This window comes from Ruegeria sp. PrR005, assembly GCF_010500245.1.
GTDB classification, from domain to species: Bacteria; Pseudomonadota; Alphaproteobacteria; order Rhodobacterales; family Rhodobacteraceae; genus Ruegeria_B; species Ruegeria_B marisflavi.
On record NZ_JAAGOX010000013.1, the window covers coordinates 1 to 17,565 of the forward strand.

General features: G+C 59.2%; 11 protein-coding genes. 10 read left to right on the forward strand and 1 reads right to left on the reverse strand.

From position 1 onward, the window contains the following. Positions 1-570 precede the first annotated feature (570 nt). The 10 genes from G0P99_RS24935 (at position 571) to mcrC (ending at position 15,507) form a co-directional block, all read left to right on the forward strand. Entirely contained in the window at positions 571-771 is a 201-nt protein-coding gene (locus G0P99_RS24935; protein ID WP_164129467.1) for an AlpA family transcriptional regulator, read from the forward strand. A 103-nt stretch (positions 772-874) separates the two neighbouring features. Further along, entirely contained in the window at positions 875-1,075 is a 201-nt protein-coding gene (locus G0P99_RS10325; protein ID WP_164129469.1) for an AlpA family transcriptional regulator, read from the forward strand. A 252-nt stretch (positions 1,076-1,327) separates the two neighbouring features. Further along, positions 1,328-2,185, forward strand: a complete 858-nt coding sequence (locus tag G0P99_RS10330; protein WP_164129471.1) for a WYL domain-containing protein — start codon at positions 1,328-1,330, stop codon at positions 2,183-2,185. Beyond that, the gene (locus tag G0P99_RS10335; RefSeq protein WP_164129473.1) at positions 2,172-5,444 is read left to right on the forward strand and encodes a helicase-related protein; all 3,273 of its coding nucleotides are present in this window, start codon (positions 2,172-2,174) and stop codon (positions 5,442-5,444) included. The genes G0P99_RS10330 and G0P99_RS10335 overlap by 14 nt, the downstream gene beginning before the upstream one ends. After that, on the forward strand, positions 5,441-6,202 hold the full coding sequence (locus G0P99_RS10340; protein ID WP_164129475.1) for a DUF4391 domain-containing protein: 762 nt from the start codon (positions 5,441-5,443) through the stop codon (positions 6,200-6,202). Before G0P99_RS10335 ends, G0P99_RS10340 begins: the two co-directional genes overlap by 4 nt. Before the next feature lie 10 nt (positions 6,203-6,212). Further along, on the forward strand, positions 6,213-8,078 hold the full coding sequence (locus tag G0P99_RS10345; protein WP_164129477.1) for a site-specific DNA-methyltransferase: 1,866 nt from the start codon (positions 6,213-6,215) through the stop codon (positions 8,076-8,078). 8 nt (positions 8,079-8,086) lie between these two features. Further along, the gene (locus G0P99_RS10350) at positions 8,087-11,182 is read left to right on the forward strand and encodes a type III restriction-modification system endonuclease (protein ID WP_164129479.1); all 3,096 of its coding nucleotides are present in this window, start codon (positions 8,087-8,089) and stop codon (positions 11,180-11,182) included. Next, the gene (locus G0P99_RS10355) at positions 11,179-12,156 is read left to right on the forward strand and encodes a GIY-YIG nuclease family protein (protein WP_164129481.1); all 978 of its coding nucleotides are present in this window, start codon (positions 11,179-11,181) and stop codon (positions 12,154-12,156) included. Before G0P99_RS10350 ends, G0P99_RS10355 begins: the two co-directional genes overlap by 4 nt. A gap of 46 nt (positions 12,157-12,202) precedes the next feature. After that, positions 12,203-14,407: an McrB family protein gene (locus tag G0P99_RS10360; RefSeq protein ID WP_164129483.1), complete on the forward strand. Its 2,205-nt coding sequence runs from the start codon at positions 12,203-12,205 to the stop codon at positions 14,405-14,407. Then, on the forward strand, positions 14,401-15,507 hold the full coding sequence (gene mcrC, locus G0P99_RS10365) for a 5-methylcytosine-specific restriction endonuclease system specificity protein McrC (RefSeq protein ID WP_164129485.1): 1,107 nt from the start codon (positions 14,401-14,403) through the stop codon (positions 15,505-15,507). Before G0P99_RS10360 ends, mcrC begins: the two co-directional genes overlap by 7 nt. Positions 15,508-15,638: 131 nt before the next feature. On the opposite strand, the gene G0P99_RS10370 is transcribed toward mcrC, so the two are convergent. Beyond that, positions 15,639-17,564, reverse strand: coding sequence for a DUF2793 domain-containing protein (locus tag G0P99_RS10370; protein ID WP_164129487.1), 1,926 nt, complete (start codon positions 17,562-17,564; stop codon positions 15,639-15,641). Position 17,565: the final 1 nt, after the last annotated feature.

Genomic DNA, 17,565 nt, shown 5'->3' on the forward strand with positions numbered 1-17,565 from the left:
TTCGGGCTTCGGTCGCTTGTTGGCCATGTGTTTCCTACGTTTTCCTAAACATAGCGGAGGACCACTTCAGTGGGGGAGCAGCAGGCATCGAAGTGTTCAGCCCGTTTTCCAAGAAAATCATCTCATTTCAGACACCTAGAGGCTAAGCACCAAATCGGCGCAGTCATCAGGTCCGGAGAATATCGGCCCTGAGAGACCGCTTCCGGGCCACCTGGCGCCGGGTTCGGTGCTCAGCCCCTCCTGCATAACCCTCGAAAACAACGGAAAAATCCCGCCGACGCAGGGCGTGGAGAAACAGTTCTCAAAGGCAAGTGGCGGAGGAAGTGCCCTTCCAACTGGACCGTCTCCTGTGACCCCTGAGGGAGCTCCGGCAGGATTACGTGTCTTAAGATGTTCTGACGGAAATTGCGTGATCTGACATGGCCTTGGCCAGAAACTCGCTGCTGCGCCGACCGTCCGAAGCGCCCCGCCCGCAACGCGCAGATTCCCGCAACACACTGACTTGAATACGTTTTCTTTCTACGCATTCGTTGTCCTGCGACCAAAGTGGTCGTTCGAAAGGAAACGAAGATGCGAGAAATTTGCCTCAGTCAAATCGATCTGGCTGCCCGATGGAGAATTAGCCCGAGGACACTTGAGCGGTGGCGTTGGACTGGCGAAGGACCGAGCTTCATGAAGCTCGGCGGGCGCGTGATCTACCGCCTCGAAGATGTCCTTGCGTTCGAAAATCAAGAATTGCGCGACCTAGAGGAGATAAAGGCCGGGCGCTGAATCCCGCGCGGGCATCGTCAGCAAAACCCTGCGCGAAGCATCGTGTTGGACGCGCAGGGAGTTTGCATTTCGGCCTTTGAGGTTGCACGAAAGGAAACGAAAGATGTTCGACACACGTCTGACCCAAATTGAGCTGGCAGCACGATGGAGGATCAGCCACAGGACCCTCGAATACTGGCGCTCCACAGGCGACGGGCCGCGCTTCATCAAGATCGGACGCCGCGTCATCTATCGGATGGAGGATGTCGTGGCATTCGAAGACCGAGAGCTCAGCGAGATCGCACCGGACGAGGCCGGGGGCTGAACCATACCGATTGCCTGCCATCTCCTGTGCTGCGCGTCTCGGCGAGCCGCACGGGTAAGGCCGCCATCAATTCCTGATCCGCGACTGTGCGGTCCCTGATCGAGCTACACCCCACCCGCAACCCCCAGCAATATCAATCGCTTTACGCGCAATTCCGATTGCGCGCGCTCACCCCGTCGGATAGCGTCTCCTAGAACCCAATAATTGGGCGCGCATAGTAATCGTGCGCATCGACCAAGGCGGGAGCGCGTAGTGGAAAACGACAGGTCGGAACTTCGCTGGGGCGTCGAGCAGCGGCTCGAGTTCATCGAGTTTCGCCTGTTTTGGGAGGGGCATGTGAACCGAAGCGATGTCATGGAGCAGTTCGGGCTGTCGGTGAACCAGGCTTCATCCGACCTGAACCGCTACATCAGCTTCGCCCCGGACAACATGACCTACGACAAGAGCGCACGCACCTACGTGCGCGGCCCGGGGTTCAAGTCTGTGTTCGGGAAGCTGGACGCTGGCCGATACCTGGCCCAGCTACGCTCCCTCGAGGAAGGGCTCCTCGACCGCGATGACTGCTGGACCACTGACCTACCGGCCTTTGGCTCGACGCCAACTCCTGCACGCGGCGTTCATCCTGAAACCTTGCGCGCGGTTGTTGGCGCCATTCGCCGGACTGAGGCGATAGAGATCAACTACCAATCCTTGTCCAATCCCGAGCCGCGTTGGCGCTGGATTGCGCCCCACGCCATCGCTTTCGATGGGTTTCGTTGGCATGCGCGAGCCTTCTGTATGACGGACGATTGCTTCAAGGACTTCCTGCTGTCGCGGATGCTGGAAGTGCGCGGGACCGCTGAGGCTGTAACCACTGCCGCCGAAGATGCCGATTGGCATTCGGAGGTCACGCTGGAGGTGGGGCCCCACCCGGAACTGTCCGAGACACAGGCCAAGGTGATCGCGCTCGACTACGGCATGCAGGACGGCAAAGCCGAGATCAAGGTTCGCCGCGCACTTCTCTATTACACCCTCAAGCGCCTTGGGCTGGACACGGATCCATCCGCCAGGAAACCGCAGGATCAGCAGATTGTTCTTCTGAACCGAGAGGTCGTCGATGCAAATTATTGATAACACATCGCGACTGCTTGGGGATGACCTGAAGGCCTCCATTGAACGCGGGTCACGTTTGCGGATCGCGGCATCGTGTTTTTCGATTTATGCATTCGAGGAGCTGAAAGCTGAACTCTCGAAGATCGACAGTTTGCAGTTCATTTTTACGGCCCCGACCTTCGTTCCAACGGAAGTTACGGATCGGCTTCGGAAAGAGCGTCGAGAATTCTTCATACCGAAGGCTCGGCGCGAAAGCGGCCTTTATGGTACGGAATTCGAGATCCAGCTTCGCAATAAGCTAACGCAGCGCGCTGTAGCCCGAGAATGCGCAGATTGGATCCGCAAGAAGGCCAGGTTCCGCTCCAACACGAGCAAGGCGCCGATGCAGCAGTTCATGCACGTTGCAGGCTCTGACGGAGAGGTGGGCTATATGCCAATCAGCGGCTTCACCGCCGTGGATTTGGGCTACCAAAAAGGTGATGCGGTCTCAAACTTCGTCACACGTTTTGACGACCCTGCTCATGCGAAGATGTACCTTCAGCTTTTCGACCAGATCTGGTCGGACCCGGACAAGGTGAAGGACGTTACCTCTGCCATTTGCGAGCATATTGAGTCCGTCTATCAGGAGAACTCTCCTGAGCGCATCTATTTTGCGATGCTATATAGCATTTTCCAAGACTTCCTTGATGAAGTCGACGAAGATGTTCTGCCGAACGATCTCACGGGTTATCAGGACAGCCTCGTGTGGAACAAGCTGTTCAACTATCAGAAAGATGCAGCGACCGGCATCATCAACAAGCTCGAGACGTACAACGGCTGTATCCTCGCGGACTCGGTCGGCCTTGGGAAGACGTTCACCGCCTTGGCGGTGGTCAAATACTACGAGTTGCGCAATCGCTCGGTCTTGGTCCTTTGCCCCAAAAAGCTCGCAGATAATTGGCGCAACTATAACTCGAACCTGACCACAAACATTTTTGCCAAGGACAGGTTCAACTACGATGTGCTGTGCCATACCGATCTCTCACGGACTTCCGGCGAGTCCTTTGGCATCCCCCTCAATCGCGTGAACTGGGGAAATTACGATCTCGTCGTGATCGACGAGTCCCACAATTTCCGGAACAATGATGTCTACAAAGACCGGGAAACGCGGTACCAAAAGCTCATGAACAAGGTCATCCGCGCGGGCGTGAAGACTAAGGTCCTGATGCTTTCCGCGACGCCGGTGAATAACAAGTTCACCGATCTCCGCAACCAGTTGGCACTGGCATACGAGGGGCAGTCGGAGGCGCTCAGCAAAAGCCTGAAGAGTCAGGCCACCATTGAGGAGATCTTCCGACGGGCTCAGACTGCATTCAACGAATGGTCCGCTCTGCCTTCGGAGGAAAGGACCGCCGCATCGATATTGAAGTCACTGGACTTTGACTTTTTCGAGCTTCTCGATGCCGTCACGATTGCCCGTTCGCGGAAGCACATCGAAACTTTCTACGACACAAAAGACATCGGAAAGTTTCCCCAGAGACGCAAACCTCTTTCACATCATCGGCCAATTACCGAGCGAACCGACGTGATGGGTTTCAACGATATCTTCTCGCAGCTTTCGGTGCTCAAGCTGGCAGTCTATGCGCCTATCAGCTACATCCTGCCGAGCCGACTGCGGAAGTATGAGGAAATCTATGACACGCAGACCGAGGGCGGTCGGGGCAAACTGAGGCAGGCCGATCGCGAGCGCAGCCTTCAGGCCCTCATGACGACCAACCTGCTGAAACGCTTGGAGAGCTCGGTTGCAGCGTTTCGTCTCACGCTTCGGTCCCTAGGTGCGAATGTTTCTCGCACGCTCGATGCCATCGAAGAATTCGAAAAGACGGGGCGCAGCGGGAGCGTAAGTGACCACCTTGCGGAGATGAGTGACTTCGACCCGGAAGATGATGATCTTTCGGGCCTCGATGAATTCACGGTCGGAAAGAAGGTGCAGATCAGTCTCGCAGACATGGACCTGCCCTCCTGGAAGCACGACCTAGCTGCCGACCTTGTCCTGATCGAAGACCTGATCGCATCAATGGAAAAGGTCAAACCGGCGGACGACGCCAAGCTCCAGCATCTGCTTGCCCTTATCAGACAGAAGGTTGATGAGCCGCTGAATCCTGGGAACAGGAAAGTGCTGATCTTCACCGCGTTCGCTGACACCGCAAATTATCTTTACGACAACCTGGCGCCCTTCGCACACCAGCTCGGACTGCATGTCGGCAAGGTCACCGGGTCGGACGCCCCCAAAACCACGCTCAAGAAGTCATACGACTTCCAGAGCGTCCTGACCTTGTTTTCTCCGCGCTCGAAAGAGAAAGCCATTGTCCTGCCAAACGATCCGGCTGAGCTGGACATTCTCATCGGCACCGACTGCATCTCGGAAGGTCAGAACCTGCAGGACTGCGACTTCCTGATCAACTACGATATCCACTGGAACCCGGTGCGCATCATTCAGCGTTTCGGTCGGATCGACCGGATCGGTTCCCCAAACAGCCAGATCCAGCTGGTCAACTACTGGCCCGACATCACGCTCGACGAATACATCAACCTCAAGGAGCGCGTCGAAAACCGGATGGTGATCACCGACATCACCGCCACTGGCGACGACAACGTGCTCACGGCGAAGTCGAGTGACATCGCCTACCGCAAGGAACAGCTCAAGCGGCTCCAGGACGAGGTCATCGAGCTCGAGGACGTGAAGGCCGGAATCTCGATCACCGATCTCGGGCTGAACGACTTCCGAATGGACCTGCTCAACTACGTCAAGGCGCATGGCGAGCTCGACAACGTGCCCTTCGGCATGCACGCCGTCGTCCCGGCGCAGCCAGAGCTGGGATTGCAGCCCGGTGTCATCTTCGCCCTGAAGAACATCCACGACAGCGTGAACGTCAACCAGCAAAACCGGCTGCACCCCTTCTACCTGGTCTACATCGACGACGACGGCCAAATCGTCGCCGACCACACCGAGGTCAAGCGCCTGCTTGACCTGATCCGATCCAGCTGCAAGGGGCGGATCGAGCCCATGCGCGATGTCTGTCGCATCTTCAACGAACGCACCGAAGACGGGCGCAAGATGGGCCGCTATTCCGACCTGCTCTCCAGCGCGATCCGCTCGATGATCGAGGTGAAGGAAGAGAAGGACATCGACAGCCTGTTCAGCGGCGGTCGAACCACGGCGCTGACCCACACCATCAAGGGGCTGGACGACTTCGAGCTGATCGCCTTCCTGGTCATCGAAGGGGGCGGCTCATGACCCTCTACGACTGGCCCCGCGCAAGCGCCTTCGGGCGCGTGATCCCCAAGAACAAGATCTACGAACATGCCGGGGCGAACACGGGCCTAAAGGACCTCTTCGTGCGCGAGGTGGATCAGATCATCTGGTCACATAAGCTGGCGCCCGAGACGGTCAATCTGGCGGCGACCAAGCAGGTGGCCGAGATACAGGTCTTCCGCATCACTGCGCGCACTGCGACGCTGGACACGAGCGTGCTGCGCGCCATCGACAAGGCCATTCCCTCTCCGCTGATCTTCGAGGTGGCACATGGCGGCCGCGTCAGGCTGACGGCCGCCTACAAGCGGCAGAGCGAGGCCGACAGCACCCGCTGGGTTGTGGGCGACTATTTTCAGGGAGACTGGCTGCCCGAGGACGCACCGCGCGCCCCGCTACCTGTGGCGCTGAACATGGGCGCGCTGTACGAGCGGTTGCTCGAGCCGCTGGTGGCGGGTCAGACGGCACGGTTGATCCCCAGGGCCGCATCAGGGTTTGGCGAGGCGCCTCAGGCATCCCTCACCCCTTCCGAGGCGGAGCGCCCCCTGTCGCTGGAAGAACGCATCGCGCAGGCTGAGGCGATTAAGACGCAGACGCGTGAGGTCGAGCGGATCACGGCGCGTCTGGGACGCGAAAAACAATTCAACAAGCGCGTGGCGATCAATGCCGAGCTGCGCGCGGCGAAACAAGAACTTGAGCGGTTGACCGGGGCACACCCCGGAACCGCCGTGACGAATGATTGAGAGGAAGAGCATGGACAAGCTGAAGATGCACAGCCCCGACCTGAGCCAGGACAACATCGCGAAAATCCGCGACCTGTTCCCGGGTTGCGTGACGGAAGCGCAGGACGAGGCGACGGGGGCGGTGCGTCTGGCGGTTGATTTTGACCAACTGCGTCAGGAGTTGAGCGACCACATCGTGGAGGGGCCGCAGGAGCGGTACCGGCTGGACTGGCCGGGGAAACGCGAGGCCTTGGTGCTGGCCAACGCACCTATCGCCAAGACATTGCGTCCTTGTCGCGAGGAAAGTGTAGATTTCGACTCATCCGACAACCTCTATATCGAAGGCGATAACCTTGAGGCACTCAAAGTCTTGCAGGAATCATTCTTGGGAGAGGTGAAATTAATTTACATTGATCCGCCCTATAACACTGGTCGAGACTTTATTTACGACGATGATTTCTCGCAAGATGCGAAGGATTACCTTGGGGCATCTGGGCAAACGGATGATGAGGGAAAGCGTCTGGTTGCCAACACGGAGGCGAACGGGCGTTTCCATTCCGATTGGCTCTCCATGCTTTACCCGAGACTTCACCTTGCCAAAAATCTTTTGGCGGATGACGGTGTAGTCTTCATATCTATTGATGACAACGAAGTAGATAACCTTCGCAAGCTTGGTAATGCCGTATTTGGCGAAGCGAACTTTGTGGCCACGATTGTCTGGCAAAAAGTCTATGCGCCTAAGAATTCTGCGAAGTGGTTTTCTGAAGACCACGATTTCATTCTAGTTTTTGCCAAAAACAAAGAAAGCTGGTTTCCAAACCAGCTCCCACGAACGGACGAAATGGAGGCACGCTACAAAAATCTCGACGATGACCCGCGAGGGCCATGGAAGGCAGCTGATATGACTGCTCGCAATGCTTACGATGCGGGAGTGTATCCCGTCGTGTCACCATCGGGCCGAAAAATTGATGGGCCGCCGACGGGGCGCTATTGGGCAATTAGTGAGGAAAACTTTAAAAAGCTAGACGCCGACAACAGAATCTGGTGGGGAAAGGATGGAAGTAACGTACCAGCAGTAAAGAAGTTTCTATCTGAAGTGTCATCCGGCAAGACGCCTCAAACTCTGTGGTTCTACGGCGACGTGGGGCACACCCAAGACGCCAAAAAAACTCTTCTGAAGTACGTGCAATTTGAGAACACCGAGAATGTGTTGAATTCGGTTAAGCCTGTTGAGCTTCTGCAGCGCATTGTTCAACTCGCTACCACGCCGAACAAAAGAGACATCGTTATGGACTTCTTTAGCGGAAGTGCACCCACTGCCCATGCTGTGCTAGCGCAAAACCGTGTCGACGGAGGGAACCGGCGTTTCATTGGCGTTCAAATCGCTGAACCTCTGCGCATTCCAGAAACCAAGATGAAGACCATTTTTGATATGGGGCGGATGCGCCTTGTTAATGTTGTGAACGAGCTGAAGGCCGAAGGTGAAGATGTAAAGGGCTTCCGGGTGCTCAAGGTCGACACCTCGAACATGAAGGACGTCTACTACCGCCCGGACGAGCTGAAACAGTCCGACCTGCTCGACATGGTGGACAACGTGAAGGAGGGCCGCACGGCCGAGGATCTGCTGTTCCAGGTGCTGGTCGATTGGGGCGTGGACCTGACGTTGCCCATCCGCCGCGAAACGGTGCAGGGCAAGACCGTGTTCTTCGTCGACGACAACGCCCTCATCGCCTGCTTCGACCGCGGCATCACCGAGGATCTGGTGAAAGAGCTGGCAGGCCATGAGCCGCTGCGCGTTGTCTTCCGCGACAACGGATTCGTCTCTGACGCGGTGAAGATCAACGTGACCCAGATCTTCCGCCAGCTTTCGCCCAGCACCGAAGTCAAAGCGATCTGAGGCCGACCATGAAACTCAAGTTCAAGGTTCAGCCCTATCAGACCAATGCCGTTAATGACGTGGTCGACTGCTTCACCGGCCAGCCCATGACCTCTGGCCTGACCTACCGCATCGACCCCGGCCGCACGGCGCAGACCAGCGCCTTCGAGGAAGGTTTTAAGAACGCCGACTTCGCGCTGACCGACGCGCAGATCTTGGAGAACATCCAGAAGGTTCAGCAACGCCAGAACCTGCCCGTCACGCAGTCCCTGACGGAATTCACGACCCTGAATGCGCGGAGCGAACGTGGCCCCGTGGCCGCGACCTACAAACGCGACGCGCTGGCCGCGACCCGCGTTCACCTCGACATCGAGATGGAGACCGGCACGGGCAAGACCTACTGCTACATCAAGACCATCTTCGAGATGAACAAGCGCTACGGCTGGTCGAAGTTCATCATCATGGTGCCGTCGATCGCGATCCGCGAAGGGGTGTACAAGTCGCTGCAGATCACGGCGGACCATTTCACCGAAAGCTACGGGAAGAAGGCGCGGTTCTTCATCTACAACTCCAAGCGCCTGCACGAGTTGGAGAGCTTTTCGTCCGACGCCGGCATCAACGTGATGGTGATCAACATCCAGGCGTTCAACGCCAGCGGCAAGGACAACCGGCGCATCTACGAGGAGCTGGACGATTTCCAGACGCGCAAGCCCATCGACGTGATCGCCTCGAACCGGCCGATCCTGATCCTGGACGAGCCGCAGAAGATGGAAGGCAAGGCGACGATGGAGGCGCTGCCGAAGTTCAAGCCGCTGTTCATCATGCGCTATTCGGCGACCCACCGGACCCAGCACAATCGCGTTCACCGCCTGGACGCGCTGGACGCCTATAACCAGAAACTGGTGAAGAAGATCGCGGTCCGCGGCATCCAGACACGAGGTCTGGCCGGCACCAATGCCTACCTCTACCTAGAAGGCATCGACATCTCGAAAAAAGCCCCCGTGGCGCGGATCGAGTTGGAGGTGAAGCTGAAATCGGGCGAAATCAAGCGTCAGCTGCGGCGGCTCGAGTTCCGCGACGACTTGTTCGTGGAGTCTGGCGAGCTGGACCAATACCGCGGATTCACGATCAGCCAAATCGATGCTGTGAACGACACCGTCGAATTCACCAACGGGGAAGTGTTGAGGGCTGGAGAGGCGAACGGTGACGTCTCAGAGCGCGACATTCGCCGCATCCAGATCCGTGAGACGATCAAAGCGCATCTGGACAAGGAAAAGCAGCTGTTCGCGCAGGGCATCAAGGTCCTGTCTCTGTTCTTCATCGACGAGGTGTTGAAGTACCGTGACTACGACCAGGCCGACGAGAAAGGCGAATATGCTCGGGTCTTCGAGGAAGAGTACGAGCTGCTGAAGGCCGAGTATCTGTCGGAGCTCGCAATCGACAACGAGGCGTACCGGAAATATCTCGAGGGCATCGCTTCGGCCAAAACCCACAACGGGTACTTCTCGATCGACAAGAAGACGAACCGCCTCAAAGATCCTGCTGTTGGTGCCCGCTCTGTCGATTCCGACGATGTGGATGCATACGACCTGATCCTCAAGGACAAGGAACGCCTTCTTTCCTTCGCCGAACCCACTCGATTCATCTTCTCGCACTCGGCGCTGCGTGAAGGCTGGGACAACCCGAACGTTTTTGTCATGTGCATGCTGAAGCACAGCGATAACACCATATCCCGGCGCCAGGAAGTGGGGCGTGGCCTACGGCTGAGCGTCGACCAACACGGCGACAGGATGGATCACCCAGCCGTGGTGCATGACATCAACGTGCTGACTGTGGTCGCAAGCGAGAGCTACAAGGACTTCGTGGCCGGGCTCCAGCAGGAGATCGCGGAGACCCTCTCGTCGCGCCCGAGGCAGGCAACCGAGGAGTATTTCACCGGAAAGACGCTCTCCACCGAGCAGGGTAGCGTTGAAGTCACTGCAGCGATGGCGAAGCAAATCTACCGCTATCTGGTGAAGAATGATTACACCGACGATACGGACCAGATCTCTGCCGCCTATCACGAAGCAAAGGCCGAGGGAAAACTGGCCGACCTTCCCGACGACTTGAAGCCGCATGCGGAACAGGTGTTCCAGCTCATCGATAGCGTCTTCAGCGACGCGCAATTGCCCAAAGTCGATGACGGCCGTAAACCCAAGACCAATCCTCTGAATGCGAATTTCGAGAAGAAAGAGTTCCAAGAGCTTTGGGCACGCATCAACCGGAAGGCGGTCTACCGGGTCGAGTTCGACTCAGTTGAGCTGATCCGCAAATGCGTCAGCGCGCTGGATAGCCAGTTGCGGGTTACTCCGTTGCAGTACACGGTTCAAATCGGCGTGCAGAACGACGGATTGACCGATGGCCAACTGCGTAGCGGCGACGGCTTCAAGGTCACGAACACGACCACCAGTCATGGCGGTTCTGTCCACTCCCTGGTGAAGTACGACCTCGTGGGCAAAGTAGCCGAGAACGCTCAGCTGACCCGAGACACTGCAGCGTCCATTCTGGGCCAAATCACACCGGCGGTTTTCGAGCAATTCACCAAGAACCCCGAACATTTCATCGCCGAAGCGTCGCGTATCGTTGCTGAACAGAAGGCCGCGATGGTGATCGAGCGCCTAGCCTATGATGAAGTCGACGAGCGGTACGACGTGGATATTTTCACTGCCAACCAGACCGGCCAGGATTTCTCGCGGGCAACGGCGAAGCTCAAGAACCATGTCTATGACTACGCGATCACGGACTCGGACGTGGAAAGAGCGTTCGTGCAGGAACTCGATACAAGCAGCGAAGTCGTAGTTTACGCGAAGCTGCCGCGTGGCTTCCTGATCCCAACTCCTGTCGGGGATTACAACCCCGATTGGGCAATATCCTTCAAAGCTGGCAGCGTGCGGCACATTTACTTCGTAGCCGAGACTAAGGGCACGATGTCATCGATGAAACTGCGGGAAATTGAGAAGACCAAGATTGAGTGTGCGCGAAAGTTTTTTTCTGAAATCGGTCAGAAAGTCGCGCAGGATCGTGTCAAATACGACGTGGTTACGGATTTCGGCAAGCTGATGGACTTGGTCGGGCCGACGGCATGACAAAACCCCGCTCGATCAACATTTTCCTGCTAGACGGCGACCCGAATGGTATTCGAGTAGCGCAAATCTCGATGTCGACGATCCAGGCGATTGCCTTCCGGCGAAATCAGCTGAAACGGGTCTGCAACGCATTCCCTGAGATCGAGAGGCCGGGTGTCTATGTGCTGATCGGCGGAGACGAGAACGAACCTGACCGCCAACTTGCCTACATCGGCGAGTCAGAGGGTGTTGGTGCACGCTTGTCCTATCACAATTCCAACGAGACTGGTCGGGATGCAAAAGTCTTCTGGACGGACACAGTCGTCCTGATCAGCAAGGACGAGAACCTCACGAAAAGCCATGCGCGATACGTGGAGGCCTGCCTGATCAGAGGTGTCGGAAGCAATCCACGCTGGACAATCCCAAATATGAAGCGGCCATCCGAGGATGCGGGAAAACTCCCCCTTCCAGACCGAGCTGCCATGGATGAGTTTGTCGATCAGACGAAAACCTTGGTCGGTGCACTCGGATGGGACCTATTCCGCGAAATGCGGGGCCGCCCTGTCGAATCGACAAAGGAGGCTTTTCAACCCGTTAGCTCACAAGAGCTGAAGTTCTTCTTTCGGGGCGAGGGCTTCGCCGCCGAAATGCAGCTCGGTTCGTCTGGGGATTTTGTAGTCTTGGCTGGATCAAAGGCGCGGATCAAGACGACAACTACCATCCCACGGGGTACGACTGCGATGCGTCAGACCCTTCTGGAAACAGGCGTGCTACGGGAAGACGGAAATTTCTTGCTCTTCACCAGCGACTACAGCTTCACGTCTGCATCCGCTGCCGCAGCCACGGTGATCGGGGCCAGCGCGAACGGACGGATACTGTGGAAGCTTCCGGATGGGAGGACTTACTCGGATTGGGAAGCCAACCAAGACGGCACGAAAACTGCGGACGGGGCATCCACCGAACTGCTCGGACGAACTCAGAGCGTAGTCGAATGAAAAGCCTCAGAATGTATTTGATCGCCGACGTCTAGGAGAAAGATTTATGTCAGAGGACCTGGGCACACGGCCATCCTGGTTTGTCGGTGCCGCCTATAACCGCACAGAAGACCAAACACCCAGATTTCTTGCCGACGGCATCTGGGAAAACGGATACGAGGACGGAAAATACGGTGATCTCGTGCGCTCGATGCGCCCTGGAGACAAGATAGCAATCAAGTCATCCTACACGCGCAAGCGCGATCTACCGTTCGACAATCGCGGCGCAACCGTTTCTGTGATGGCTATTAAGGCGACAGGCACGATCACTGCGAACCCAGACGACGGCAAGCAGGTAAAGGTCGATTGGGCTCCATCTGCGCCCCCGCGCGAGTGGTACTTCTACACCAATCGTTCGACGATCTGGCGTGTTGCTCCCGGTGAATGGATGGAGGACGGGCTTCTTTCGTTCGCTTTTGATGGTCGCCCCCAAGACATTGACCGCTTCCGGAACGAGCCATTTTGGCGCGAGCGGTTCGGCGACCTGAACGGCGAACAGCGGTTCCGCTGGACAACTTTCTACAGCGCGGTCGCCACCCGGTTGCTAGACTATCGAAATGACCGCCGGCCTCTTGTCGACGGGATTCAGTCGATTTCTGGAGACCTCCCCGGTCTCGGCATCTATCTAAATGATCGCTATCCGAGCGGTGAACGAGGGCCACTCCAGGATATCTGCCCTTTCACCACAATGGGCATGTTCAACCGGTCGATGACGGATGCCAATCGTCATCTAATCGCAGGTGCTCTGGGAAAACTGCTAGGTGTAGAGGAAGCCCCTCCCGATTCATTCGAGGGAATACCAGTTCTGAATAACCAGCGGTCTTGGTTCTTCAGCTACGCTGACAAGCGTGGCGCGGATGATATCGATCGGTTGTGGGAGTTATTTGCGGCTGCAGCGGCCCTATTGGATTCGGACCAGCAAGAATTGCGCGCGGATTTCGTGCAGGCCTATGACGCTGCCGTGGAAGTCTGGGGAGCCTCGTGGAACCTCTCGACGGGTCTATACTGGTCGCATCCCTGGGAGTTTCCGACGCTCGACAGCAACTCGCGCGCGTACATGACTGGTCGCTTACAGATGCGGATCCCTGTTATTGGGCCACAAAAGCCTTGCAGCGGTGCAACCTATCTGAAGCTCGTCGATGACCTAAAGGCTCGCTTTGGCGAGGATAGCTACCCCGTGCACAGCTTCCCTGAGCTTTCGCTGGCATCCTGGCACTACAAGGCGCCTGATGACCCGTCCGCAGAACCAGACCTAGCTAAACCGGTTGGCACGGAGGATGAAGGCGAGTCTGCAGTTGAGACCGTCCAAGTACCCGCACCGATGGAGCCTTATTCGGTCGACGATATCCTCCGGGACGGTTCCTTCCTAGACCGCAACGAAATCGAGCGCCTTCTGGAGCGGCTCCGCACCCGGAAGAATTTGATCCTGCAGGGGCCACCGGGGACAGGAAAGACTTGGATGGCCAAGCGTCTTGCTTTCGCGCTGATGGGAGAGCGCGACGAGGCGCGAGTTCGCGCCGTCCAGTTCCACCCCAACCTCTCCTACGAGGATTTCGTGCGTGGATGGCGTCCAAGCGGTGATGGCAAATTGACCCTTGCCGACGGCGTTTTCATGGAAGCGATCCGAGCGGCGCTTGGCAGGCCAGAAGCCCGCTTCGTCGTTATCATCGAGGAGATCAACCGCGGTAACCCCGCACAGATTTTCGGCGAACTGCTTACCCTGCTCGAGGCTGGAAAACGCACGCCGCGCGAGGCGCTTGAACTCTGCTATCCCGATGCTGACGGCAAACGCCGCCCGGTTCATGTGCCCGAGAATCTCTTTGTCATTGGTACGATGAACATCGCAGACCGTTCGCTGGCGCTGGTCGACCTCGCGTTCCGGAGGCGCTTCGCCTTCGTCGGTCTTGAGCCGAGGCTGGGTGAAGCCTGGCGGCGGTGGGTAACCGAAAAAGGCGGCGTCGACCCCGCCCTCGTCGACGACATCGAACGGCGTATCGTGGCGCTGAATGCGCAGATCGGTGAGGCATTTGGCCGCCAGTTCGAGATCGGGCATAGCTACGTGACGCCGACGGCAAGACTCGAACCTGCCGCTACGCGCGAGTGGTTCAGACAGGTTGCCGAAACGGAAATCGGACCACTTCTCGATGAATACTGGTTCGATGCCCCAAAATCAGCGCGCGATGCCGTCGAGAAGCTGCTGCAGGGATGGTGACCGCCGCGACAAATCTGTCGCACGAGGCTGCGGGCTTCATCGGGCGCATCCCCGTGCGCAACATCTGGCTGCTGATGCTCTACGCGTCGGATCTGCTGAAAACGTCAGAGCGCGCGCTGGTCGACGCGGAACGCAACCCGGATGAGATCGCCGACCTCGTCGCGCGACTGCTGGCACAGGCTGTGGAGGAGCGACAGCGCCGGCAGCTGAGTCTCGGCTATCGGCCGCGCAGCGCGGACCTCTCGCGCGTGCGGGGCCGGATCGACGTCTTGCGCACCGAGCGTCGCCAGCTGCTCGCGCGCGGCGCGGTGGCCTGTCGTTTCGTCGAACTCAGCGTCGACACGCCGCGCAACCGCTTTGTTCGCGGTGCGTTGGAAGCGGTGGCGCGATTGGTGTCACACCCGGATCTGCGCCATCGCTGCCGTCGCCTCGCCGCGGACATGCAGGCTTTGGGGGTCTCGGGTGCGATGCCGTCGCGGAGCGAGCTCAGTGCCGACCGCATCGGGCGACACGACGCGGCGGATCGCGAGATGCTGGCGGCCGCTAAGCTGGCCGTAGACCTCGTCCTGCCCACGGAGTTGGCGGGCCCCAGACCCCTGCCGATGCCGGATCGGGAGGAACAATGGGCACGACGGCTCTTCGAGCGGGCTGTGGGCGGCTTTTACCGCGCGGTGTTGCCGTCTAGCCGCTGGGATGTGCGAACGGGCCGTCCACTTGATTGGCCGGTCGACTGGTGCAGCGACGGCGCCCGGGACATCCTGCCTGGCATGCGGACCGACGTCGTACTCGACGATCTGGTGGCGGACCGACGCATCGTGATTGATACAAAGTTCACCGGGATCGTCACGGCCGGTTGGCGGCGCGAAACCACGCTGCGCAGCGGATACCTTTATCAGATCTACGCCTATCTACGGTCGCAGACCGGGCGTGGTGACTCGCTGGCCGACGTTGCCGAGGGCCTGCTACTGCACCCCGCCATCGGCGAAACGGTCGACGAGGCAATCCTTGTGCAGGGTCATTGCATCCGGTTCGCCACAGTGGATCTCGCTGCGGATAGCGCCGCGATCCGCGCGCAACTTTTGGGCCTTTCGATCAAGTGATAGGGTACAGCCGGTTTCGCTACGGTCTAATAAGCTCAGCGCCGGGTGCACTTATCGACTTCCCCCCAAGGGGAGGGAAACTCATCGGGGGGGATGATCCCCTGCAATCATCACTTCCGCAGACGCCCAGCTCAGTAGTCAGTCTCGACATACACCCCCGAGCAATCGTAGGCGACTGCCGCCGCCGTAGCGCCATTGTTCGTGAAGTTGCGCGGGCTCAGGAGTTGCGTGGCGGCAGGGATGTCACTGTTGAGTATCACCTCGACCACCGCCCCGCTGACCTCCTCGACCACCCGGACGCCGATCTCGCTGCTGTTCGGGGCGGCGAGGAGCGTGAGGGTCAGGACGTTCGTCGTGCTCGCGACCGGGAAATTCGCCCCGAGATCGGTAAGCGTCGGCGCGCCGGAGGCATCGTTCTGCACCAACTGCCAGTTCGTGTGGGTGCCGCGCTGGAAGCCGATGCCGATGCAATTCACTACGGCCGAGAGCGTCAGGGTCGTGGCCAGCGCTGCCGTCGACCCGTAGAGGCCGAAGAAGCCCATACCGGTCGCCTGCAGCGTCACCAGCGAGAGCCGGTTCACATAGGTGAAGCCGCCCAGCCCATCCGCATTGCCGCGCCAGCAGACCCATCCGGCCGAGCGTTCCTCGGCCGCCGCATCGGCGGTGGCCGCGCTGGTCACGCGCCAGCGGCGCATCGAGGTCGAGAGGTTCGTGGTAGCGAGCGTCGGCGTGGACACGGTGCCGACAGCGGTGCGCGGCATGCCGTTGGTATTGACGGTCGTGCCGGTGGAGGGCGCCCAGGTCGCGATCCGGTTCACCCCGAAATGCGGCTGCAGCGGAAAGAACCGGCCCGAGGGGCGCTGGACGTCGAGCCAACCGGCTCCGGCGCGGTCGCGGGCATAGAGGGCGATCTTGCCGGTCGGCGGCGGTGCGGGTACGGCGCTCACCGCCGGCAGCAGCACAGGCTCGGGCATCTCGACCCGGCCATTGCTGCGGTCGATCCGGAGCGCCTCGTAGAAGGCCGAGCCGTCCGGGCTGACCTTGAAGCTGAAATCGTCGCAGCCGAGAAGGCCGATCAGAGCCCGGGCCGACCAGTTGGTCTTGAAGGCGAAGCTCGCATCGTTGGCAGGCGCGGCCTTGTTGACCGTCGCCTCGATCCCGGCGCCTGCGTTGTTCAGGAGTACCGCGGGCGTGTTGACCGAGAGCCGGTTGTAGCTGTCGGCCGTCGCTCCGCCGAGGCCCAGCAACTGCGCGGTCAGGTTCGCCTGGGGCATGCCGACCTGCGTCACGGCATTGGCGAAGGTGACGGTCGGAGTGTTGACCACCGTCGTGCCGTTCGCGCCCAAGTTCGCGGGGCCGATGTTGACGACCGTGGTCGACCCCGACGCGCCGCCGGTGCCGAGGTTCACAGTCTTGGTGAGACCACTGGTCGTCGCCCCCGTGCCCATGCCGTAGGTCGCGGTACCCGACGCCGTGCCAATGGTGGCCGTCGCGCCCGAGACCGTGACGGTGCCAGAGGCTGTCAGCGTGCCCGAGAAGGTCTTGTTGCCGGTGAAGGTCTGCGTGCCCGCGAGGATCGCCAGTTCCGAGGAGGTGTTGGGCAGCGTGTAGCTGCGGGTCGTGCCGGTGCTGATACCGGCGAGCGAGAAGACCGCCTTCTTGGTGGGATCGGCGTCGTTCACGAGGCTGAAGACGGCGTCAGAGATGTCGCTCGGCTCGCCCATGACCTCCCAGGCGGCACCTGTCCAGACGAGCAGCACGGCCTCGTCCTCGACCCATGTCCGCCAGCCGATGCGCGGCGGCAGGCGTAGCCAGGCGCCGTCGGACCAGAGGGCGATATTCAGGTCCCACCCCGCCCAATCGCCGGTGGCGCCGGAAGCGACGATGTAACGGTCGCCATCGGCGGGAGAACTCGGCGGCGCCGTCAGGTCCCGGTCAATAACGGAAAGCTGGACGAGCCCGTCGAGGATCCGCAGCGCCTCGTTATGGGTGACGTGCTTCTGGGCCTGCGCCGCCAGGATGTAGGGCAGTAGGAGATGGGTCGTCGTGTCGGACATG